Below are 18436 nucleotides of genomic sequence, written 5' to 3'. Positions count from 1 at the left end.
GGAGATTACGCATGAAAGACTTGCTCAATCTGTTCAACCAGCAGCGACAGACGCTGGACTTCGACGCGATCAAGATCGCCCTGGCTTCGCCGGAGCTGATCCGTTCGTGGTCGTACGGCGAAGTGAAGAAGCCGGAAACCATCAACTACCGCACGTTCAAGCCCGAGCGTGACGGTCTGTTCTGCGCGGCCATCTTCGGCCCGATCAAGGACTACGAGTGCCTGTGCGGCAAGTACAAGCGCATGAAGCACCGTGGCGTGGTCTGCGAGAAGTGCGGCACCGAGGTCACCCTGGCCAAGGTCCGTCGCGAGCGCATGGGCCACATCGAGCTGGCCAGCCCGACCGCGCACATCTGGTTCCTGAAGTCGCTGCCGTCGCGCATCGGCCTGATGCTCGACATGACCCTGCGCGACATCGAGCGCATCCTCTACTTCGAGGCCTTCGTGGTCATCGATCCGGGCCTGACCGCGCTCGAGCGCGGCCAGCTGCTCAGCGAAGACCAGTACCTCGAAGCCACCGAGGAGCACGGTGACGAGTTCGACGCCCGCATGGGCGCCGAGGCCGTCTACGAGCTGCTGAAGAGCCTCGACCTGCCGGGCGAAGTCATCCGCCTCAAGGAAGAGATCTCCTCGACCAACTCCGAGACCAAGCTCAAGCGCCTCACCAAGCGCGTGAAGCTGATCGAGGCGTTCCTCGAATCCGGCAACAAGCCGGAGTGGATGGTCATGACCGTGCTTCCGGTGCTCCCGCCGGATCTGCGCCCGCTCGTCCCCCTGGACGGCGGCCGTTTCGCCACGTCCGACCTGAACGACCTTTACCGTCGCGTCATCAACCGCAACAACCGCCTCAAGCGCCTGCTCGAGCTCGCCGCGCCCGACATCATCGTGCGCAACGAGAAGCGCATGCTGCAGGAGTCGGTCGATGCGCTGCTCGACAACGGCCGTCGCGGTCGTGCCATCACCGGCACGAACAAGCGCGCGCTGAAGTCGCTCGCGGACATGATCAAGGGCAAGCAGGGCCGCTTCCGCCAGAACCTGCTCGGCAAGCGCGTCGACTACTCGGGCCGTTCGGTCATCGTGGTCGGCCCGACCCTGCGTCTGCACCAGTGCGGCCTGCCGAAGAAGATGGCGCTCGAGCTGTTCAAGCCCTTCATCTTCGCCAAGCTCCAGGCGCGCGGCGAGGCGACCACCATCAAGGCCGCCAAGAAGCTCGTCGAGCGCGAAGAGTCGCAGGTGTGGGACATCCTCGAAGAGGTGATCCGCGAACATCCGGTCATGCTCAACCGTGCGCCGACGCTGCACCGCCTGGGCATCCAGGCGTTCGAGCCGGTGCTCATCGAAGGCAAGGCGATCCAGCTGCATCCGCTCGTCTGTACCGCGTTCAACGCGGACTTCGACGGTGACCAGATGGCCGTGCACGTGCCGCTCTCGATCGAGGCGCAGCTCGAAGCCCGCGCGCTGATGATGTCGTCCAACAACATCCTCTCGCCCGCCAACGGCGAGCCGATCATCGTGCCGTCGCAGGACGTGGTGCTCGGCCTCTACTACATGACCCGCGAGCTGGTGAACGCGAAGGGCACCGGCATGGTGTTCGCGAACATCGGCGAAGTGCGTCGCGCCTACGACAACCGCGCCGTGCAGCTGCACGCGAAGGTGAAGGTGCGCGTGCGCGTGCTCGAACAGGGTGAGGACGGTCAGGACGTGGCCCGCCAGCAGCTGGTGGACACCACGGTCGGTCGTGCGCTGCTGGCCGAGATCATTCCCGAGCGTCTGCCGTTCGCGCTGGTCAACGTCGAGCTGACGAAGAAGAACATCTCGCGCCTGATCAACCAGAGCTACCGTCTGCTTGGCCTGAAGGAGACCGTGGTCTTCGCCGACAAGCTGATGTACACCGGCTTCCGTTTCGCCACGCGCGCCGGTATCTCCATCGGCATCGACGATATGCGCATCCCGGACGAGAAGAAGGGCATCCTGGAAGAAGCCGAGAAGGAAGTCGTCGAAATCCAGGAGCAGTACCAGTCGGGTCTGGTGACGGCCGGCGAGCGTTACAACAAGGTGGTCGACATCTGGTCGCGCACCAACGAGCTCGTGGCCAAGGCGATGATCGACGGTATCGGTACCGAGAAGGTGCCCGATGCCGAAGGCAACCTCGTCAACCAGAAGTCGATGAACTCGCTCTACATCATGGCCGACTCGGGCGCGCGAGGCAGCGTGGCCCAGATCCGCCAGCTCGCCGGCATGCGCGGCCTCATGGCCCGTCCGGACGGCTCGATCATCGAGACGCCCATCAAGGCGAACTTCCGCGAAGGCCTGAACGTCCTGCAGTACTTCAACTCCACCCACGGTGCCCGTAAGGGTCTCGCGGATACGGCGCTGAAGACGGCGAACTCGGGTTACCTCACCCGTCGTCTCGTCGACGTGGCGCAGGACGTGGTCATCACCGAGCACGATTGCGGCACCGAAGACGGCGTCATCATGTCGCCGATCGTCGAAGGCGGCGACGTGGTCGAGCCGTTGCGCGAGCGCGTGCTGGGCCGTGTGGTGGTCGAAGACGTCTACGCCCCCGGCGACGACGACGAGGCCATCGTCACCCGCGACACGCTGCTCGACGAATACCTGGTCGACAAGCTCGACAAGGCCGGCGTGCAGATGCTCAAGGTGCGTTCGCCGATCACCTGCCGTGCCAGCCACGGCGTGTGCGCCCTGTGCTACGGCCGCGACCTGGCCCGTGGTCACCTGGTGAACATGGGTGAGGCCGTGGGCGTCGTGGCCGCGCAGTCCATCGGCGAGCCGGGCACGCAGCTGACGATGCGTACGTTCCACATCGGCGGTGCGGCGTCCCGTGCGGCCGCGGTGGATAACGTCACCGTCCGCACCACCGGCGCGCTGAAGTTCAACAACCTGAAGTCGGTCGAGCACTCGGCCGGTCACCTCGTGGCCGTGTCGCGTTCGGGCGAAGTGAGCGTCATCGACGCCAACGGTCGCGAGCGTGAGCGTTACAAGGTGCCCTACGGCGCCACGATCTCGGTCAAGGACGGCGATCCGGTCAAGGCCGGCCAGACCGTCGCCAACTGGGATCCGCATACCCACCCGATCGTCACGGAAGTGGCCGGTGTGGTCCGCTTCATCGACTTCATCGATGGCGTGACCGTCCAGTCGCAGACCGACGAGCTCACCGGCCTCGAGTCGGCGGTGGTCACCGACCCGAAGCGTCGCGGTACCGCCGCGAAGGACCTGCGCCCGATCGTCCGCCTGGAAGACAGCAAGGGCCGCGAGCTCAAGCTGCCGGGCACCGACATCGCAGCCCAGTACTTCCTGCCGGCCGGCGCGATCGTGTCGATCCAGAACGGTGCCGAAGTGGGCGTGGGCGACGTCGTCGCCCGTATCCCGCAGGAAACCTCGAAGACCCGCGACATCACGGGTGGTCTGCCCCGCGTGGCCGACTTGTTCGAAGCCCGTAAGCCCAAGGAGCCGGCGATCCTGGCAGAGCGCTCGGGTATCGTCAGCTTCGGCAAGGACACCAAGGGCAAGCAGCGTCTCATCATCAAGGACGTGGACGGCAACGAGCACGAAGAGCTGATCCCGAAGTGGCGTCAGGTCATCGTGTTCGAAGGCGAGCACGTGGAGAAGGGCGAAACCGTCGTCGACGGCGAGCCGAATCCGCACGACATCCTGCGCCTGCTGGGTGTCGAGCCGCTGGCCGCCTACCTCGTCAAGGAGATCCAGGACGTCTACCGCCTCCAGGGCGTGAAGATCAACGACAAGCACATCGAGGCGATCATTCGCCAGATGCTCCGCAAGGTCGAGATCGTCGAGCCGGGCGATAGCACCTACCTCCGCGGCGAGCAGGTCGAGCGCGTGCGCATCAACGAGGAGAACGACCGTGCCGAGGCTCGTGGCGAGCGTCGTGCCGACTTCGAATCGGTGCTGCTGGGCATCACCAAGGCCTCGCTGGCCACCGAGTCGTTCATCTCGGCGGCCTCGTTCCAGGAGACCACCCGCGTCCTCACCGAGGCGGCGGTCCGGGGCACCCGTGATACGTTGCGTGGCCTGAAGGAAAATGTTATTGTTGGGCGGCTAATCCCTGCGGGTACGGGTCTGGCCTACCACGCTTCGCGTCGTAGCCAGGGCGGTCTGACGGCTTCGGAGCTGGAAACCCTCTCGGGTTCAGCCCCGGTCGTCACGTTCGAAGAGGCTCCCGCCGGGTCCAACGATAGCGCCGAGTAAGGCCCCGTACGGGCCTTGCCCGTACATACGAAATGAGGCGCATGGATGCGCCTCGTGTTCGGAATCAGGGACGATGGGCGCCGGTCCAACCGGGCGGCGCACGTCAACAACGCTTATACGGCGGGCCGATCTATCGGTCTGCCTTTATGTTTCTCAGGAATAGCTTCGCATGACGACAGTCAACCAGTTGGTGCGCAAATCCCGCAGCCCGAAGGCGTACAAGAGCGCCTCGCCGGCCCTGCAGAGCAGCCCGCAGCGCCGCGGTGTGTGCACGCGCGTTTATACGACCACCCCGAAGAAGCCGAACTCGGCCCTGCGTAAGGTTGCCAAGGTGCGCCTCACCAACGGTTTCGAAGTCATCAGCTACATCGGTGGCGAAGGTCACAACCTCCAGGAGCACTCGGTGGTCCTGATCCGTGGCGGTCGCGTCAAGGATCTCCCGGGTGTGCGTTACCACACCGTTCGCGGCAGCCTCGACTGCGCGGGCGTGACCAAGCGTCGCAAGTCGCGCTCGAAGTACGGCGCCAAGCGCCCGAAGGGCTGAGAGTAAAGGACAAGAATTATGTCGCGTAAAGGTTCCCATCCCGCCCGTGTCGTCCTCCCGGACCCGAAGCACGGAAGCCAGCTCATCGCCCGTTTCATCAACATGGTGATGAAGTCCGGTAAGAAGTCCGTCGCCGAGTCGATCGTCTACGGCGCCCTCGACCACATCGGTGAGAAGCACGCTGAAGCGGTGCAGCTCGTCGAAAAGGCCCTGGGCAACATCGCCCCGGCCGTCGAGGTGAAGTCCCGTCGCGTCGGCGGTGCCACCTACCAGGTGCCGGTCGAAGTCCGTCCGGGCCGTCGCATGGCGCTGGCCATGCGCTGGGTGATCGAGGCCGCCCGCAAGCGTGGCGAGACCTCGATGCCGCGCAAGCTGGCCGCCGAGCTTCTCGAGGCTGCCGAGTCCCGTGGCGGCGCCGTCAAGAAGCGCGAAGAAACGCACCGCATGGCAGAGGCCAACAAGGCCTTCTCGCATTACCGCTGGTAATCCCCTCCAGCTACAAGATCTGAGGAAAGACCGTGGCACGCACCACTCCCATCGAGCGCTACCGCAACTTCGGCATCATGGCTCACATCGATGCCGGCAAGACCACGACCACGGAGCGCATCCTGTTCTACACCGGTGTCAGTCATAAGATTGGCGAGGTGCACGACGGTGCCGCAACGATGGACTGGATGGAGCAGGAGCAGGAGCGCGGTATCACCATCACTTCCGCCGCCACGACGGCGTTCTGGAAGGGTATGGACCGCTCGCTCCCCGAGCACCGCTTCAACATCATCGACACCCCGGGACACGTCGACTTCACCATCGAAGTGGAGCGCTCGCTCCGCGTGCTCGACGGTGCGGTGTTCGTGCTCTGCGCCGTGGGCGGTGTGCAGCCGCAGTCGGAAACCGTGTGGCGCCAGGCCAACCGTTACAAGGTGCCGCGCCTTGCGTTCGTCAACAAGATGGACCGCACGGGTGCCAACTTCTACAAGGTCGTCGACCAGCTGAAGGCCCGTCTCGCCGCCAACCCGGTGCCGATGCAGGTGCCGATCGGCGCCGAAGACAACTTCGAAGGCGTGGTCGACCTCCTCAAGATGAAGGCCATCAAGTGGGACATGGAGTCCCAGGGCATGAAGTTCGAGTACGTCGACATTCCGGCCGATCTGGTCGAGAAGGCCGAAGAAGGTCGTACGGCCATGATCGAAGCCGCGGCGGAAGCCACGGAAGAGATGATGGACAAGTACCTGGGCGGCGAAGAGCTGACCGAGGCCGAGATCATCGAGGGCCTGCGCCTGCGCACGCTCAAGAGCGAGATCATTCCGGTCTTCTGCGGCACCGCGTTCAAGAACAAGGGCGTCCAGGCGATGCTCGACGCCGTCGTCAATCTGCTCCCGTCGCCCATCGACCGTCCGCCGGTCGAAGGCATCAACGAAGACGAGCAGCCGGATACCCGTCCGGCCAAGGACGACGCGCCGTTCTCCGCCCTGGCGTTCAAGATCATGACCGATCCGTTCGTCGGCGCGCTGACGTTCTTCCGTGTCTATTCGGGCACGCTGAACGCCGGTGACCAGGTGTACAACCCGGTCAAGTCGAAGAAGGAGCGCATCGGCCGCATCCTGCAGATGCACGCCAACGAGCGTCACGAGCTGAAGGAAGTCCGTGCCGGCGACATCGCCGCGGCGGTCGGCCTGAAGGACGTCACCACCGGTGACACGCTGTGCGCGCAGGATCACATCATCACGCTCGAGCGCATGTCGTTCCCCGAGCCGGTGATCTCGATGGCGGTCGAGCCGAAGACCAAGTCGGACCAGGAAAAGATGGGTATCGCCCTCGGCCGTCTGGCCGCGGAAGATCCGTCGTTCCGCGTTCGTACGGACGAAGAGTCGGGCCAGACGATCATTTCGGGCATGGGCGAGCTTCACCTGGACATCCTGGTGGACCGCATGAAGCGCGAGTTCAACGTCGAGGCCAACGTGGGCAAGCCGCAGGTGGCTTACCGCGAAACGATCCAGGCGTCGGACGTCAAGTCGGACTACAAGCACGCCAAGCAGTCGGGTGGTAAGGGTCAGTACGGTCACGTCGTGATCGAAATGTCCCCGATCTCCGATGCCGACCGTGCGGACGAGAAGATCGCCGCGGGCATCAAGGACGACTTCCTGTTCATCAACGACATCACGGGCGGCGTGATTCCGAAGGAATTCATCCCGTCGGTCGAAAAGGGTCTGCGCGAGACCATCACCTCGGGTCCGCTGGCCGGCTTCCCGGTCGTGGGCGTCAAGGTCAAGCTGGTCTTCGGTTCGTACCACGACGTCGACTCGTCGGAAATGGCGTTCAAGCTCGCCGCGTCGATGGCGTTCAAGCAGGGCTTCTCGAAGGCTCAGCCGGTACTGCTCGAGCCGATCATGAAGGTCGAGGTCGTGACGCCGGAAGACTACGTCGGTGACGTGATGGGCGATATCTCGCGTCGTCGCGGCATGCTGACCGGTCAGGAAGAGACCCCGTCGGGCAAGACCGTCAATGCGATGATCCCGCTGGGCGAAATGTTCGGTTACGCCACGTCGCTTCGTTCGCAGACCCAGGGTCGCGCCACGTTCACGATGGAATTCGATCATTACGAGCCGGCGCCGAAGAACATCGCCGACGAGGTCATGAAGAAGTCCTGATAAGGGCTTCTTCTTCAATACATACAACGTTCTTTTAGAGGTTCAGAGTCATGGCAAAGGGTAAGTTCGAGCGTAATAAGCCGCACGTCAACGTCGGCACCATCGGTCACGTCGACCACGGCAAGACCACGCTGACGGCTGCGCTGACGAAGGTCGGCGCCGATCGCTTCGGCGGCGAGTTCAAGGGCTACGACGCGATCGACGCAGCGCCGGAAGAGAAGGCGCGCGGCATCACGATCTCGACCGCTCACGTCGAATACGAATCGGCCACCCGTCACTATGCCCACGTGGATTGCCCGGGTCACGCCGACTACGTCAAGAACATGATCACCGGTGCCGCCCAGATGGACGGCGCGATCCTGGTGTGCTCGGCCGCCGACGGCCCGATGCCGCAGACCCGTGAGCACATCCTGCTCTCGCGTCAGGTCGGCGTGCCGTACATCGTGGTGTTCCTGAACAAGGCCGACATGGTCGACGACGCCGAGCTCATGGAGCTCGTCGAGATGGAAGTCCGCGAACTGCTCTCGAAGTACGAGTTCCCGGGTGACGACACCCCGATCATCAAGGGCTCGGCCCGTCTGGCGCTTGAGGGCGACCAGTCGGAGATCGGTGTGCCGGCGATCATCAACCTCGTCGATGCGCTCGACAGCTGGATCCCGACGCCGGAGCGCGACGTCGACAAGTCCTTCCTCATGCCGGTCGAAGACGTGTTCTCGATCTCGGGCCGCGGCACGGTGGTCACGGGTCGTATCGAGCGTGGCGTGATCAAGGTCGGCGACGAAATCGAAGTCGTCGGTCTGCGCGATACGCAGAAGACGGTCGTCACGGGCGTGGAGATGTTCCGCAAGCTGCTCGACCAGGGTCAGGCGGGCGACAATGCCGGTCTGCTGCTGCGTGGCCTGAAGCGCGACGACGTCGAGCGTGGCCAGGTGCTGGCCAAGACCGGCACGATCAAGCCGCACACCCAGTTCGAGGCCGAAGTGTACGTGCTGTCGAAGGATGAGGGTGGCCGCCACACGCCGTTCTTCAACAACTACCGTCCGCAGTTCTACTTCCGTACCACGGACGTCACCGGCGCCTGCAAGCTGCCGGAAGGCACCGAGATGGTGATGCCGGGTGACAACGTGAAGATGGAAGTCACCCTGCTGAAGCCAATCGCCATGGACGAAGGTCTGCGCTTCGCTATCCGCGAAGGCGGCCGTACCGTCGGCGCCGGCGTGGTTGCCAAGATCACGGCGTAATCGGGTACCGCAAGGTATCTGAGAAGGGCGGGGGCGTCAGTCCCCGCCTTTTTTTATGCCGCGGGCGAAAACATCGAGCCCATAGCGTTCGTTGGTCAAAAAGCTTCCAATTTCCAAACCGATGGGGTATGCTCGTCGGGCTATATCCCTCGAGTCTCTTTATGGGGATTCGAATACCGCGAAATGAGGTGCATGGAATGCGCTTCGAGTTCGCAGGCAAGGAAGCCGGGTGGGGTGCCAAGGCCACAGAGCGTAAGCTCTGTTGACCTATTTGTTTGTGCGCTCTATACTTTTCTGTCTGGGCAGGTCGTTTACGCGGCCTGCCTAGCTTTTTCGGGTCGTTCCGGGCGGGCGTTCAGTCCTCCAGAGCGGCCCGTTGCGGTACCTGTAAGTGGCAAATGGGTTGTGCGGAGTGGCGAGAAGCCACTTCGAATCACAAGAACGTTCTTTCGATAACAGGACACGGTTTTATGGCGAACCAAAAGATTCGCATCCGGCTCAAGGCGTTCGATCATCGTCTGATCGACCGTTCGGCCAGTGAAATCGTCGAGACGGCCAAGCGCACCGGCGCTACGGTCCTCGGCCCGATTCCGCTGCCGACCAAGATCGAGCGCTACACCATTCTGGTGTCGCCGCACGTCGACAAAGATGCCCGCGACCAGTACGAGACTCGTACCCACAAGCGCGTTCTGGACATCGTCGACCCCAACGACAAAACCGTGGACGCGCTCATGAAGCTCGATCTTGCGGCTGGCGTTGACGTCCAGATCAAGCTCGGCTGAGCGGACTAAAGGATACGAAGATGAGTATCGGACTGGTTGGCCGCAAGTGCGGCATGAGCCGGCTCTTCACCGAAGACGGCCGCTCGATTCCGGTGACGCTGATTGAAGCGACCCCGAATCGCGTGACGCAGGTGAAGACCGAAGAAAACGACGGCTACAGCGCCGTGCAGGTCACGACGGGCGCGAAGCGCGCCTCGCTCCTGACGGCCCCGCTGAAGGGTCATTACGCCAACGCCAAGGTTGAGCCGGGTCGTGGCCTGTGGGAATTCCGCGTGTCCGCGGAAGACGCGGGCAAGTACGCCATCGGCACCGAGATCAAGGCGGACGACGTGTTCACCGTCGGTCAGACGGTCGACGTCGCCGGCGTGTCGAAGGGTAAGGGCTTCCAGGGCACCATCAAGCGTCACCATTTCAAGATGGGCGACGCCACGCACGGTAACTCGCTGTCGCATCGCGCCCCGGGCTCGATCGGCCAGCGCCAGACGCCGGGCCGCGTGTTTCCTGGCAAGAAGATGTCGGGCCACATGGGTGCGGTGAACCGCACGCAGCAGGGCCTGGAAGTTGTCAAGGTCGACGCCGAGCGCCACCTGATCGCGGTCAAGGGCGCTGTCCCGGGCGCGCCGGGCGGTGACGTCGTGATCCGTCCGACGACCAAGGGTTGAGGAGAGACGCCATGGAACTCAATGTTATTGGCGCCCAGTCGCTTACCGTTTCCGACGACGTGTTCGGCGGTGAGTACAAGAAGGCCCTCGTGCACCAGGTCGTGACTGCCTACCAGGCAGGCGGCCGTGCCGGCACCAAGGCGCAGCTTTCGCGCGGCGAACTGTCCGGTACCACGAAGAAGTTCAAGAAGCAGAAGGGCGGCGGCGCCCGTCACGGTGACTACCGTGCCCCGATCTTCGTCGGCGGCGGTGTCACGTTCGCGGCCAAGCCGCGCAGCTTCGAGCAGAAGGTCAACCGCAAGGCCTATCGCGTCGCGATCCGTTCGATCATCGCCGAGCTGACCCGCCAGGGTCGCCTGAAGGTGGTCTCGGAGCTCTCGATCGACAAGCCGAGCACGAAGGGCATGATCGCCAAGCTCGCCGAGCTCGAAGTCAAGGGTCGCGTGCTGCTGGTGTCGGAAGACTCCACCGAGGCGCTGTACCTGTCCGCCCGCAACATTCCGTACATCCACGTCGTCGACGTGCTGGCCCTGAATCCGGTCAGCCTGGTCGGCAGCGACTTCGTCGTCATGACGGTGGACGCGGTCAAGAAGGTCGAGGAGTGGCTCGCATGAGCACCGAACGCACGCTCAACACGCTTCGCGCGCCGCATATCTCCGAGAAGGCGGCTCGTCTGGCGGAGAATAACCAGTACGTTTTCGTCGTGGCGCCCGAGGCGACCAAGGCTGACGTCCGCGCAGCGGTGGAACACCTCTTCGACGTCAAGGTCGTGGACGTGAACCTCGTGAACACGAAGGGCAAGGTCAAGTCGTTCCGCTTCCGCCAGGGCAATCGCCAGGGCAAGCGCAAGGCTTACGTGCGCCTCGCCGACGGCCACACGATCGACGTGTCGGCCAAGGCCTGAGCCAGGAGTTGAATTGAGATGGCACTGATCACTCACAAGCCGACCTCCCCGGGCCGCCGCGACGCAGTCAGCGTGCGGACCGAAGGTCTGCACAAGGGCGCCCCGTACGCGCCCCTGACCGAATCGCAGAAGAAGACCGGCGGTCGCAACCACTTTGGTCGCATCACCACCCGTCATCGTGGCGGCGGTCACAAGCAGGCTTACCGCATCATCGATTTCAAGCGCGACAAGGAGGGCATCGCCGCCGTCGTCGAGCGTCTGGAATACGATCCGAACCGCACCGCGCACATCGCGCTGCTGTGCTACGCCGACGGCGAGCGCCGCTACATCATCGCGCCGAAGGGCGTGGCGGTGGGCGACCGTCTCGTGTCGGGTTCCGACTCGCCGATCAAGCCGGGCAACTGCCTGCCGCTTCGTTCGATTCCCGTCGGTTCCACGATTCACTGCATCGAGATGAAGCCGGGCAAGGGTGCGCAGATCGCGCGTTCCGCCGGTGCCTCGGTCCAGCTGGTCGCCCGCGAACAGGGTTATGCCACGCTCCGCCTGCGCTCCGGCGAAATGCGCCGCGTGCCGGTCGAGTGCCGCGCCACCATCGGTGAAGTCGGCAACTCGGAGCACAGCCTGCGCAAGCTCGGCAAGGCCGGTGCGAAGCGTTGGAAGGGCATCCGTCCGACCGTCCGCGGCGTCGTCATGAACCCGGTCGACCATCCGCACGGCGGTGGTGAAGGCCGTACCTCCGGTGGCCGTCATCCGGTCAGCCCGTGGGGCACGCCGACCAAGGGTTACAAGACGCGCAACAACAAGCGCACCCAGCAGTTCATCGTGCGTCGTCGCAAGTAATAGGAAACGATCATGCCGCGCTCTCTAAAGAAAGGTCCGTTCGTTGACCTGCACCTCGTAAAGAAGGTGGAAGCCGCCGTTTCCGCCAACAACAAGCGTCCGATCAAGACCTGGTCGCGTCGCTCGATGATCCTGCCGGAGATGGTCGGTCTGACCATCGCCATCCACAACGGCCGCCAGCACGTGCCGGTGCTCATCAACGAGAACATGGTCGGGCACAAGCTCGGCGAGTTCGCGGTGACCCGCACCTACAAGGGCCACGCCGGCGACAAGAAGGGCAAGTGATGAGCACCGAAGCCAAAGCGATCCTGCGCAGCGCCCGCATCTCGGCGCAGAAGGCACGCCTGGTGGCCGACCTGGTCCGCGGCATGCCCGTGGGCCGGGCGAGCGACGTGCTTGCCTATACCAACAAGAAGGCCGCCCACCTTGTTCGCAAGGTGCTGCTCTCGGCCGTCGCCAACGCCGAGAACAACCTCGGCGCCGACGTCGACGAGCTGAAGGTCTCGCGCATCTTCGTCGACGAAGGTCCGGCGATGAAGCGCATGTACGCCCGCGCCAAAGGCCGCGGTTCGCGCATCCTGAAGCGCACCAGCCACATCACTGTGGTTGTGGGCAACTGACTGGGGTAAGAGACGATGGGTCACAAAGTTCATCCCACCGGTATCCGCCTCGGCATTGCCAAGGACTGGAACTCGAAGTGGTACGCCAACAAGGGTGAGTATGCCCAGTACCTCGCTGCCGACCTCAAGGTCCGCGAGATGCTGCGCAAGAAGCTCGCCGCCGCCGGTATCTCGAAGATCCAGATCGAGCGCCCGGCCAAGACCGCCCGCGTGACGATCCACACCGCCCGTCCGGGCGTGGTGATCGGCAAGAAGGGCGAGGATATCGAGAAGCTTCGCAAGGAAGTCACCGACATGATGGGCGTTCCGACGCACATCAACGTCAGCGAAGTCCGCAAGCCGGAACTCGATGCGCAGCTGGTTGCCGAGTCGATCGCGCAGCAGCTCGAGCGTCGCATCATGTTCCGTCGCGCGATGAAGCGCTCGGTCGGCAACGCCATGCGCCTCGGCGCCCTGGGCATCAAGATCAACGTCTCCGGCCGTCTGAACGGCGCCGAGATCGCGCGCTCCGAGTGGGCCCGCGAAGGTCGCGTGCCGCTTCACACCCTGCGTGCTGACATCGACTACGGCACCGCCGAAGCGAAGACCCAGTACGGCATCATCGGCGTGAAGGTGTGGGTCTACAAGGGCGAGATCTTCGACCTGGCGGCCGCCACGGCCGAGTCGAAGGAAGAACAGCAGCCTCAGCAGTCGTCGCGTCGCGAGGGTGGTGACAACCGCCGCGATCGTGATCGCGCTGCGAAGTAAGGAGCCGGTGCCATGTTGCAACCGAAGCGTACCAAGTACCGCAAGATGTTTAAGGGCCGCAATGACGGTCTGGCGTTCAACTCGAACCTCGTGAGCTTTGGCGAATACGGCCTCAAGGCTACGACGCACGGTCAGCTGACCGCGCGCCAGATCGAAGCGGCACGTCGTTGCATCACGCGCTACGTGAAGCGTGGCGGCAAGTTGTGGATCCGCGTGTTCCCGGACAAGCCGATCACCCGTAAGCCCATCGAAGTCCGAATGGGTGCAGGTAAGGGTGGCGTCGAGTTCTGGGTCGCTCTGATCCAGCCGGGCCGCATGCTTTATGAAATCGAAGGCGTCGACGAAGCGACCGCACGCGAGGCCATGCGCCTTGCCGCTGCCAAGCTCTCGGTCCAGACCCAGTTCGTGTCCAGGGCGGTGATGTAATGGCCATCAAAGAAATCAAAGAGAAGTCGGCGGACGAGCTGAAGCAGCATCTGCTGGACCTTCGCAAGGAGCAGTTCAATCTGCGCATGCAGAAGGGCTCCGGTCAGCTCACTCAGCCGCACCAGCTGCGCCGCGTCCGGCGCGACATCGCCCGCACGAAGTTCGTGCTCGGCGGAAAGAAGTAAGGGTGGCTGACATGAGCGATAACCAGAAGGCGGCGCGTACCCTCGAGGGCCGCGTCATCAGCAACAAGATGACCAATACGGTCACGGTCCTGATCGAGCGCCAGGTGCAGCACCCGCTGCTCGGCAAGATCATCCGCCGTTCCACCAAGCTCCACGCGCACGACGAAACCGGTGCGAACGAGGGCGACGTGGTCCGCATCGCGGAATGCCGTCCGCTGTCGAAGACCAAGCATCACCGCGTGGTCGCGATCGTCACTCGCGCTGAAGTCTGAGGAGGGTGCAGCCATGATCCAGATGCAAAGCACGCTTTCCGCAGCGGACAACAGCGGAGCGAAGGAACTGATGTGCATCAAGGTGCTGGGCGGCTCCAAGCGCCGTTACGCCGGCATCGGCGATGTCATCAAGGTGACCGTCAAGGACGCCATTCCTCGCGGCAAGGTGAAGAAGGGTGAGGTCTACAACGCCGTGGTGGTTCGTACCGCCAAGGGCGTGCGCCGCACCGATGGTTCGCTGATCCGTTTCGACGGTAACGCGGCCGTGCTCCTCAACAACAAGCTCGAGCCGATCGGTACCCGTATCTTCGGGCCGGTTACCCGCGAGCTGCGCAGCGAGAAGTTCATGAAGATCGTCTCGCTCGCGCCCGAAGTGCTCTGAGCGGAGGCCAGACCATGAACCGTATCCGCAAGGGTGATCACGTCGTCGTGATCACCGGCAAAAACAAGGGTCAGCGCGGTGACGTGCTGCGTGTCGATGGCGACCGCGTGGTCGTCTCGAACGTCAACGTCATCAAGCGTCACACGAAGCCGAACCCCCAGGCCAACCAGCCTGGCGGTATCGTCGAGCGTGAAGCCGCGATCCATATTTCCAACGTCCAGCTCTTCAACTCCGCCCAGAACAAGGGCGAGCGCGTGGCCACCAAGACGCTCGAGGACGGGCGCAAGGTGCGCGTGTTCGTCTCGGGCGAAGTCGTCGACGCGTAAGGAACCGAAGTCATGACCCGCCTTGAAACGTTTTACAAAGAGTCGGTAATGAAGAAGCTCACGGAGCGCTTCGGTTACCAGAACGTCATGGAAGTGCCGCGCATCACCAAGATCACGCTGAACATGGGCGTGGGCGAGGCTGCCGGCAACAAGAAGATCCTCGAGAACGCCGTGGCCGACATGGCCAAGATCGCCGGTCAGAAGCCGATCACGACCAAGGCTCGCGTCTCGGTCGCGTCGTTCAAGATCCGCGACGGTTGGCCGATCGGTTGCAAGGTCACGCTGCGTCGTGCCCAGATGTGGGAATTCCTCGATCGCCTGATCAACATCTCGCTGCCGCGTACGCGCGACTTCCGTGGTGTTTCGGGTCGTGCCTTCGATGGCCGTGGTAACTACAACTTCGGCATCAAGGAACAGATCATCTTCCCGGAAATCGACTTCGACCAGGTCGACGCGCTGCGCGGTATGGACATCTCCATCACCACGACCGCGAAGAGCGACGAAGAAGCCAAGGCGTTGCTGGAAGCCTTCAGCTTCCCGTTCCGCAACTGATCGCCAGGTAGAGAGAAGACATGGCAAAGACCTCGATGATCGAGCGCGACCTCAAGCGCGCCAAGCTCGCCAAGAAGTACGCCGCCAAGCGCGCCGAACTGAAGGCGATCGTCCTGAGCGCCACCGCCTCGTATGACGAGAAGATGGACGCCCAGACCAAGCTGCAGAAGCTCCCGCGTGATGCCAGCCCGTCCCGTCAGCGCAATCGTTGCGCCCTGACCGGTCGTCCGCGTGGCGTCTACAGCAAGTTCGGCCTCGGCCGCAACAAGCTGCGCGAAGCCACCATGCGTGGCGACGTGCCGGGCCTGCGCAAGGCCAGCTGGTAAAAGAGCTACCCGCTCGACCCGGAAGGGCCGGGCGGGGCGTCCTGGGCAGAACTTGTCCAGGTCGTCATAGCCTGATATGATCGTCGGTCTGCGCAATGCAGACCGACGGTTTGTCGGCTTTACAATTTAAAGATTTCCGGTCATTCGGATATCGGTGCACTCTCAAGGGTTTTTTTATGAGCATGACTGATCCCATCGCCGATCTGTTTACGCGCATCCGTAACGCCCAGGCCACGGGCAAAGCGGTTGTTCGTATTCCGTCGTCGAAGATGAAGCTGGCGCTCGCCAAGCTTCTCCAGAACGAAGGCTACATTCTCGACGCCCGCGTCGCCGACGAAGACGGCAAGCCGGTTCTCGAAATCAAGCTGAAGTATTTCGAAGGCCGTCCGGCTATCGAATCCATTTCCCGCGTCAGCCGCTCCGGTCTCCGCGTCTACCGCGGCAAGGACGAGCTGCCGAAGGTCCTCGGTGGCCTGGGTATCTCGATCATCTCCACCTCCGCCGGTCTGCTGACCGACGCACAGGCCCGTTCGAAGGGTCTGGGTGGCGAAATCATTGGCCAGGTGGCGTAAGGAGTCCCGATATGTCACGTGTAGCCAAGAAGCCCATCACCCTGCCGAAGGGTGTCGAACTCTCGGTCGCCAACGGCACCGTTTCCGTCAAGGGCCCCAAGGGCACCCTGACCACCCATGAACTGCCGGGCGTGACGTTCGCGCAGGACAACGGCGTGGCCACCATCGTTCTCGCCGAAGGCGCCGACGACAAGTTCGGCGGCACCGCCCGCGCGATCGTCGCCAACATGGTGCTCGGCGTGTCCAACGGCTTCGAGAAGAAGCTCGAGCTGGTCGGCGTGGGTTACCGCGCGCAGATGCAGGGCAAGGCGGTCAACCTGTCGCTCGGTTTCTCGCACCCGGTCGTTTTCGAGGCGCCGGAAGGCATCACCATCGAAACCCCGACGCAGACGGAAATCCTCATCAAGGGTTCCGACAAGCAGCTCGTGGGCCAGGTAGCCGCGAAGATCCGCGCGTTCCGTTCGCCGGAGCCCTACAAGGGCAAGGGCGTCCGTTATGCCGGCGAGACGATCATCCTGAAGGAAGCCAAGAAGGCCTAATCGGCCTATCCGCTTCCTGGAGACGAGACGATGAACAAGAACGAATCCCGCCTGCGCCGCGCCAAGTCGACCCGCGCCCACATCCGTGAGCTTGGTGTCCACCGCCTGAGCGTGCATCGCACCGGTCAGCACCTGTATGCCCAGGTCTTCGCGCCGAACGGCACCGTCGTGGCTTCCGCCTCGACCGTGCAGAAGTCGGTCGCCGAAGGTCTCAAGAGCAAGAAGAACGTCGAAGCCGCCGGCACCGTCGGCCGCATCGTCGCCGAGCGCGCCAAGGCCGCCGGTGTCGAATCCGTCGCGTTCGATCGCTCGGGTTTCCGTTACCACGGTCGCATCAAGGCTCTTGCCGAAGCGGCTCGTGAGGCCGGCCTCAAGTTCTAAGAGGCGTCAGGCCACGACGCCGGTCCCCACGGGCCGGCGTCGCCTGCTCCACCTACAACTCCAAGCGGCGACCGAGCCGTAAACAGAAGTCCCGGCATCCCCGGGCTATCAGGAAAAGAGATGTCCTCGACAGATCGCGAAAATTCGGACGGCATGCTTGAAAAGCTGATCGCCGTCAACCGCGTGGCCAAGACCGTCAAGGGTGGCCGCCAGATGAGCTTCACCGCGCTGACCGTGGTCGGCGATGGCGAGGGTCGCGTCGGTTTCGGTTATGGCAAGGCCCGTGAAGTGCCGGTCGCCATTTCCAAGGCCATGGAGCGCGCCCGCCGCAACATGGTGAACATCGAACTGAACAATGGCACGTTGTGGTATGCCGTCAAGGCCAACCACGGTGCCGCCCGCGTCTTCATGCAGCCCGCCTCCGAGGGTACCGGCGTCATCGCCGGCGGTGCCATGCGCGCCGTCCTGGAAGTGGTGGGCGTGAAGAACGTTCTCGCGAAGGCCGTCGGTTCGCGCAACCCGATCAACCTCGTCCGCGCGACGATCAAGGGTCTGCAGGCCGTCGCCTCGCCGAAGCGCATTGCCGCCAAGCGTGGCAAGACCATCGAAGAGGTGCTGGGCAATGGCTAAGAACACCGAAACCGCCGGTACCGTCCGCGTGCGCCTGGTCAAGGGCCTCCGCGGCGTGCAGGGGCGCCATCGTCTGAGCGTGAAGGCACTGGGCCTGAACAAGCTCAACGACGTGCGCGAACTGAAGGATTCCCCGCAGGTTCGTGGCCTGATCAACACGGTCTACTACCTGGTCCGGGTCGAGGAGTAATCAATCATGCGTCTTAATGACATCAAGCCCGGCAAGGGCGCCCGCAAGACCCGCACCCGCGTCGCTCGCGGTATCGGTTCCGGCCTCGGCAAGACCGCCGGCCGCGGCCACAAGGGTCAGCACGCCCGCGCCGGCAACACGCATCGCTTCGGTTTCGAAGGCGGTCAGATGCCGTTGCAGCGTCGCCTGCCGAAGGTCGGTTTCCGCTCGCTCAAGAAGGCGGATACCGAGCAGGTCATGCTCTACAAGCTGGCTTCGGTCCAGGGTGACACCATCGACCTGATCGCGCTTCACGCCGCTGGCCTCGTGTCGAGCCGCGCCAAGAAGGTGAAGGTCGTGCTCAAGGGCGAAATCAACCGCGCCATCAAGCTGCAGGGTGTGCTCGCGACGGCCGGTGCCAAGGCCGCCATCGAAGCCGCCGGCGGCAGCGTGGAGTAAGCC

26 protein-coding genes are annotated in these 18436 nt (G+C 63.5%); all 26 read left to right on the top strand.

Annotated features, from left to right (window positions below; translation table 11 throughout):
• The first annotated feature begins 11 nt into the window (after nt 1–11).
• The 26 genes from rpoC (at nt 12) to rplO (ending at nt 18433) form a co-directional block, all read left to right on the top strand.
• The gene (gene rpoC / locus JNG39_RS16270; RefSeq protein ID WP_368312941.1) at nt 12–4226 is read left to right on the top strand and encodes a DNA-directed RNA polymerase subunit beta'; all 4215 of its coding nucleotides are present in this window, start codon (nt 12–14) and stop codon (nt 4224–4226) included.
• Between the two features lie 169 nt (nt 4227–4395).
• On the top strand, nt 4396–4770 hold the full coding sequence (rpsL, locus tag JNG39_RS16265; RefSeq protein ID WP_045829438.1) for a 30S ribosomal protein S12: 375 nt from the start codon (nt 4396–4398) through the stop codon (nt 4768–4770).
• A gap of 18 nt (nt 4771–4788) precedes the next feature.
• Nucleotides 4789–5256: a 30S ribosomal protein S7 gene (rpsG, locus tag JNG39_RS16260; RefSeq protein WP_144917072.1), complete on the top strand. Its 468-nt coding sequence runs from the start codon at nt 4789–4791 to the stop codon at nt 5254–5256.
• 32 nt (nt 5257–5288) lie between these two features.
• Complete coding sequence (gene fusA / locus JNG39_RS16255) at nt 5289–7418, top strand: elongation factor G (protein ID WP_368312940.1); 2130 nt, start codon at nt 5289–5291, stop codon at nt 7416–7418.
• A 50-nt stretch (nt 7419–7468) separates the two neighbouring features.
• Nucleotides 7469–8659: an elongation factor Tu gene (gene tuf, locus JNG39_RS16250; RefSeq protein ID WP_368312938.1), complete on the top strand. Its 1191-nt coding sequence runs from the start codon at nt 7469–7471 to the stop codon at nt 8657–8659.
• 470 nt (nt 8660–9129) lie between these two features.
• Nucleotides 9130–9441, top strand: coding sequence for a 30S ribosomal protein S10 (rpsJ, locus tag JNG39_RS16245; protein ID WP_014402136.1), 312 nt, complete (start codon nt 9130–9132; stop codon nt 9439–9441).
• Nucleotides 9442–9461: 20 nt separating this feature from the next.
• Nucleotides 9462–10103, top strand: coding sequence for a 50S ribosomal protein L3 (rplC, locus tag JNG39_RS16240; protein ID WP_089978135.1), 642 nt, complete (start codon nt 9462–9464; stop codon nt 10101–10103).
• Between the two features lie 11 nt (nt 10104–10114).
• Nucleotides 10115–10717, top strand: coding sequence for a 50S ribosomal protein L4 (rplD, locus tag JNG39_RS16235; protein WP_368312936.1), 603 nt, complete (start codon nt 10115–10117; stop codon nt 10715–10717).
• Nucleotides 10714–11007 carry a 50S ribosomal protein L23 gene (gene rplW, locus JNG39_RS16230; RefSeq protein ID WP_144916958.1) on the top strand — a complete coding sequence of 98 codons (294 nt, stop codon included), beginning with the start codon at nt 10714–10716 and terminating at the stop codon, nt 11005–11007. Before rplD ends, rplW begins: the two co-directional genes overlap by 4 nt.
• Before the next feature lie 18 nt (nt 11008–11025).
• Entirely contained in the window at nt 11026–11847 is an 822-nt protein-coding gene (gene rplB / locus JNG39_RS16225) for a 50S ribosomal protein L2 (protein ID WP_144916959.1), read from the top strand.
• Between the two features lie 12 nt (nt 11848–11859).
• The gene (gene rpsS / locus JNG39_RS16220; RefSeq protein WP_029213892.1) at nt 11860–12132 is read left to right on the top strand and encodes a 30S ribosomal protein S19; all 273 of its coding nucleotides are present in this window, start codon (nt 11860–11862) and stop codon (nt 12130–12132) included.
• On the top strand, nt 12132–12467 hold the full coding sequence (gene rplV / locus JNG39_RS16215) for a 50S ribosomal protein L22 (RefSeq protein WP_144916960.1): 336 nt from the start codon (nt 12132–12134) through the stop codon (nt 12465–12467). Before rpsS ends, rplV begins: the two co-directional genes overlap by 1 nt.
• Nucleotides 12468–12482: 15 nt before the next feature.
• Entirely contained in the window at nt 12483–13214 is a 732-nt protein-coding gene (gene rpsC, locus JNG39_RS16210) for a 30S ribosomal protein S3 (protein WP_144916961.1), read from the top strand.
• 12 nt (nt 13215–13226) lie between these two features.
• Complete coding sequence (gene rplP, locus JNG39_RS16205) at nt 13227–13640, top strand: 50S ribosomal protein L16 (protein ID WP_144916962.1); 414 nt, start codon at nt 13227–13229, stop codon at nt 13638–13640.
• On the top strand, nt 13640–13825 hold the full coding sequence (gene rpmC / locus JNG39_RS16200) for a 50S ribosomal protein L29 (RefSeq protein ID WP_144916963.1): 186 nt from the start codon (nt 13640–13642) through the stop codon (nt 13823–13825). The genes rplP and rpmC overlap by 1 nt, the downstream gene beginning before the upstream one ends.
• A gap of 11 nt (nt 13826–13836) precedes the next feature.
• Complete coding sequence (gene rpsQ / locus JNG39_RS16195) at nt 13837–14097, top strand: 30S ribosomal protein S17 (RefSeq protein ID WP_144916964.1); 261 nt, start codon at nt 13837–13839, stop codon at nt 14095–14097.
• 13 nt (nt 14098–14110) lie between these two features.
• Nucleotides 14111–14479, top strand: coding sequence for a 50S ribosomal protein L14 (gene rplN / locus JNG39_RS16190; protein ID WP_144916965.1), 369 nt, complete (start codon nt 14111–14113; stop codon nt 14477–14479).
• Between the two features lie 14 nt (nt 14480–14493).
• Nucleotides 14494–14805: a 50S ribosomal protein L24 gene (rplX, locus tag JNG39_RS16185; protein ID WP_144916966.1), complete on the top strand. Its 312-nt coding sequence runs from the start codon at nt 14494–14496 to the stop codon at nt 14803–14805.
• Between the two features lie 12 nt (nt 14806–14817).
• Nucleotides 14818–15357 (top strand): 50S ribosomal protein L5, encoded by a 540-nt coding sequence (gene rplE / locus JNG39_RS16180; RefSeq protein WP_045831134.1) that lies wholly within the window; start codon nt 14818–14820, stop codon nt 15355–15357.
• A gap of 20 nt (nt 15358–15377) precedes the next feature.
• The gene (rpsN, locus tag JNG39_RS16175; protein WP_144916968.1) at nt 15378–15683 is read left to right on the top strand and encodes a 30S ribosomal protein S14; all 306 of its coding nucleotides are present in this window, start codon (nt 15378–15380) and stop codon (nt 15681–15683) included.
• A gap of 176 nt (nt 15684–15859) precedes the next feature.
• A complete protein-coding gene (gene rpsH, locus JNG39_RS16170) occupies nt 15860–16255 on the top strand; it encodes a 30S ribosomal protein S8 (RefSeq protein WP_144917013.1) in 396 nt (131 codons plus the stop codon).
• Nucleotides 16256–16266: 11 nt separating this feature from the next.
• The gene (gene rplF / locus JNG39_RS16165; protein WP_144916969.1) at nt 16267–16794 is read left to right on the top strand and encodes a 50S ribosomal protein L6; all 528 of its coding nucleotides are present in this window, start codon (nt 16267–16269) and stop codon (nt 16792–16794) included.
• A 30-nt stretch (nt 16795–16824) separates the two neighbouring features.
• Nucleotides 16825–17175: a 50S ribosomal protein L18 gene (rplR, locus tag JNG39_RS16160; protein WP_144916970.1), complete on the top strand. Its 351-nt coding sequence runs from the start codon at nt 16825–16827 to the stop codon at nt 17173–17175.
• A 120-nt stretch (nt 17176–17295) separates the two neighbouring features.
• Nucleotides 17296–17805, top strand: a complete 510-nt coding sequence (rpsE, locus tag JNG39_RS16155; RefSeq protein ID WP_144916971.1) for a 30S ribosomal protein S5 — start codon at nt 17296–17298, stop codon at nt 17803–17805.
• A complete protein-coding gene (rpmD, locus tag JNG39_RS16150) occupies nt 17798–17995 on the top strand; it encodes a 50S ribosomal protein L30 (protein ID WP_144916972.1) in 198 nt (65 codons plus the stop codon). The genes rpsE and rpmD overlap by 8 nt, the downstream gene beginning before the upstream one ends.
• A 6-nt stretch (nt 17996–18001) precedes the next feature.
• Nucleotides 18002–18433 carry a 50S ribosomal protein L15 gene (gene rplO / locus JNG39_RS16145; protein ID WP_368312930.1) on the top strand — a complete coding sequence of 144 codons (432 nt, stop codon included), beginning with the start codon at nt 18002–18004 and terminating at the stop codon, nt 18431–18433.
• Nucleotides 18434–18436 lie beyond the last annotated feature (3 nt).

It is taken from the genome of Luteibacter sp. CQ10 (assembly GCF_040900725.1).
Classification (GTDB): domain Bacteria; phylum Pseudomonadota; class Gammaproteobacteria; order Xanthomonadales; family Rhodanobacteraceae; genus Luteibacter.
This window is presented reverse-complemented; position numbering and strand designations above follow the sequence as displayed.

What these genes read in the sequence shown, in the direction of transcription:
- rplF (WP_144916969.1), top strand. Translation starts at nt 16,267, where the DNA reads ATGTCACGTGTAGCCAAGAAGCCCATCACCCTGCCGAAGGGTGTCGAA.
- rplP (WP_144916962.1), top strand. Translation starts at nt 13,227, where the DNA reads ATGTTGCAACCGAAGCGTACCAAGTACCGCAAGATGTTTAAGGGCCGC.
- rpsG (WP_144917072.1), top strand. Translation starts at nt 4,789, where the DNA reads ATGTCGCGTAAAGGTTCCCATCCCGCCCGTGTCGTCCTCCCGGACCCG.
- rpsH (WP_144917013.1), top strand. Translation starts at nt 15,860, where the DNA reads ATGAGCATGACTGATCCCATCGCCGATCTGTTTACGCGCATCCGTAAC.
- rpsS (WP_029213892.1), top strand. Translation starts at nt 11,860, where the DNA reads ATGCCGCGCTCTCTAAAGAAAGGTCCGTTCGTTGACCTGCACCTCGTA.
- tuf (WP_368312938.1), top strand. Translation starts at nt 7,469, where the DNA reads ATGGCAAAGGGTAAGTTCGAGCGTAATAAGCCGCACGTCAACGTCGGC.
- rpsN (WP_144916968.1), top strand. Translation starts at nt 15,378, where the DNA reads ATGGCAAAGACCTCGATGATCGAGCGCGACCTCAAGCGCGCCAAGCTC.
- rplE (WP_045831134.1), top strand. Translation starts at nt 14,818, where the DNA reads ATGACCCGCCTTGAAACGTTTTACAAAGAGTCGGTAATGAAGAAGCTC.
- rpsC (WP_144916961.1), top strand. Translation starts at nt 12,483, where the DNA reads ATGGGTCACAAAGTTCATCCCACCGGTATCCGCCTCGGCATTGCCAAG.
- rpsL (WP_045829438.1), top strand. Translation starts at nt 4,396, where the DNA reads ATGACGACAGTCAACCAGTTGGTGCGCAAATCCCGCAGCCCGAAGGCG.
- rplX (WP_144916966.1), top strand. Translation starts at nt 14,494, where the DNA reads ATGAACCGTATCCGCAAGGGTGATCACGTCGTCGTGATCACCGGCAAA.
- rplR (WP_144916970.1), top strand. Translation starts at nt 16,825, where the DNA reads ATGAACAAGAACGAATCCCGCCTGCGCCGCGCCAAGTCGACCCGCGCC.
- rpoC (WP_368312941.1), top strand. Translation starts at nt 12, where the DNA reads ATGAAAGACTTGCTCAATCTGTTCAACCAGCAGCGACAGACGCTGGAC.
- rpsE (WP_144916971.1), top strand. Translation starts at nt 17,296, where the DNA reads ATGTCCTCGACAGATCGCGAAAATTCGGACGGCATGCTTGAAAAGCTG.
- rpsJ (WP_014402136.1), top strand. Translation starts at nt 9,130, where the DNA reads ATGGCGAACCAAAAGATTCGCATCCGGCTCAAGGCGTTCGATCATCGT.
- rplD (WP_368312936.1), top strand. Translation starts at nt 10,115, where the DNA reads ATGGAACTCAATGTTATTGGCGCCCAGTCGCTTACCGTTTCCGACGAC.
- rplW (WP_144916958.1), top strand. Translation starts at nt 10,714, where the DNA reads ATGAGCACCGAACGCACGCTCAACACGCTTCGCGCGCCGCATATCTCC.
- rpmC (WP_144916963.1), top strand. Translation starts at nt 13,640, where the DNA reads ATGGCCATCAAAGAAATCAAAGAGAAGTCGGCGGACGAGCTGAAGCAG.
- rplN (WP_144916965.1), top strand. Translation starts at nt 14,111, where the DNA reads ATGATCCAGATGCAAAGCACGCTTTCCGCAGCGGACAACAGCGGAGCG.
- rplC (WP_089978135.1), top strand. Translation starts at nt 9,462, where the DNA reads ATGAGTATCGGACTGGTTGGCCGCAAGTGCGGCATGAGCCGGCTCTTC.
- rplV (WP_144916960.1), top strand. Translation starts at nt 12,132, where the DNA reads ATGAGCACCGAAGCCAAAGCGATCCTGCGCAGCGCCCGCATCTCGGCG.
- rplO (WP_368312930.1), top strand. Translation starts at nt 18,002, where the DNA reads ATGCGTCTTAATGACATCAAGCCCGGCAAGGGCGCCCGCAAGACCCGC.
- rplB (WP_144916959.1), top strand. Translation starts at nt 11,026, where the DNA reads ATGGCACTGATCACTCACAAGCCGACCTCCCCGGGCCGCCGCGACGCA.
- rpsQ (WP_144916964.1), top strand. Translation starts at nt 13,837, where the DNA reads ATGAGCGATAACCAGAAGGCGGCGCGTACCCTCGAGGGCCGCGTCATC.
- rpmD (WP_144916972.1), top strand. Translation starts at nt 17,798, where the DNA reads ATGGCTAAGAACACCGAAACCGCCGGTACCGTCCGCGTGCGCCTGGTC.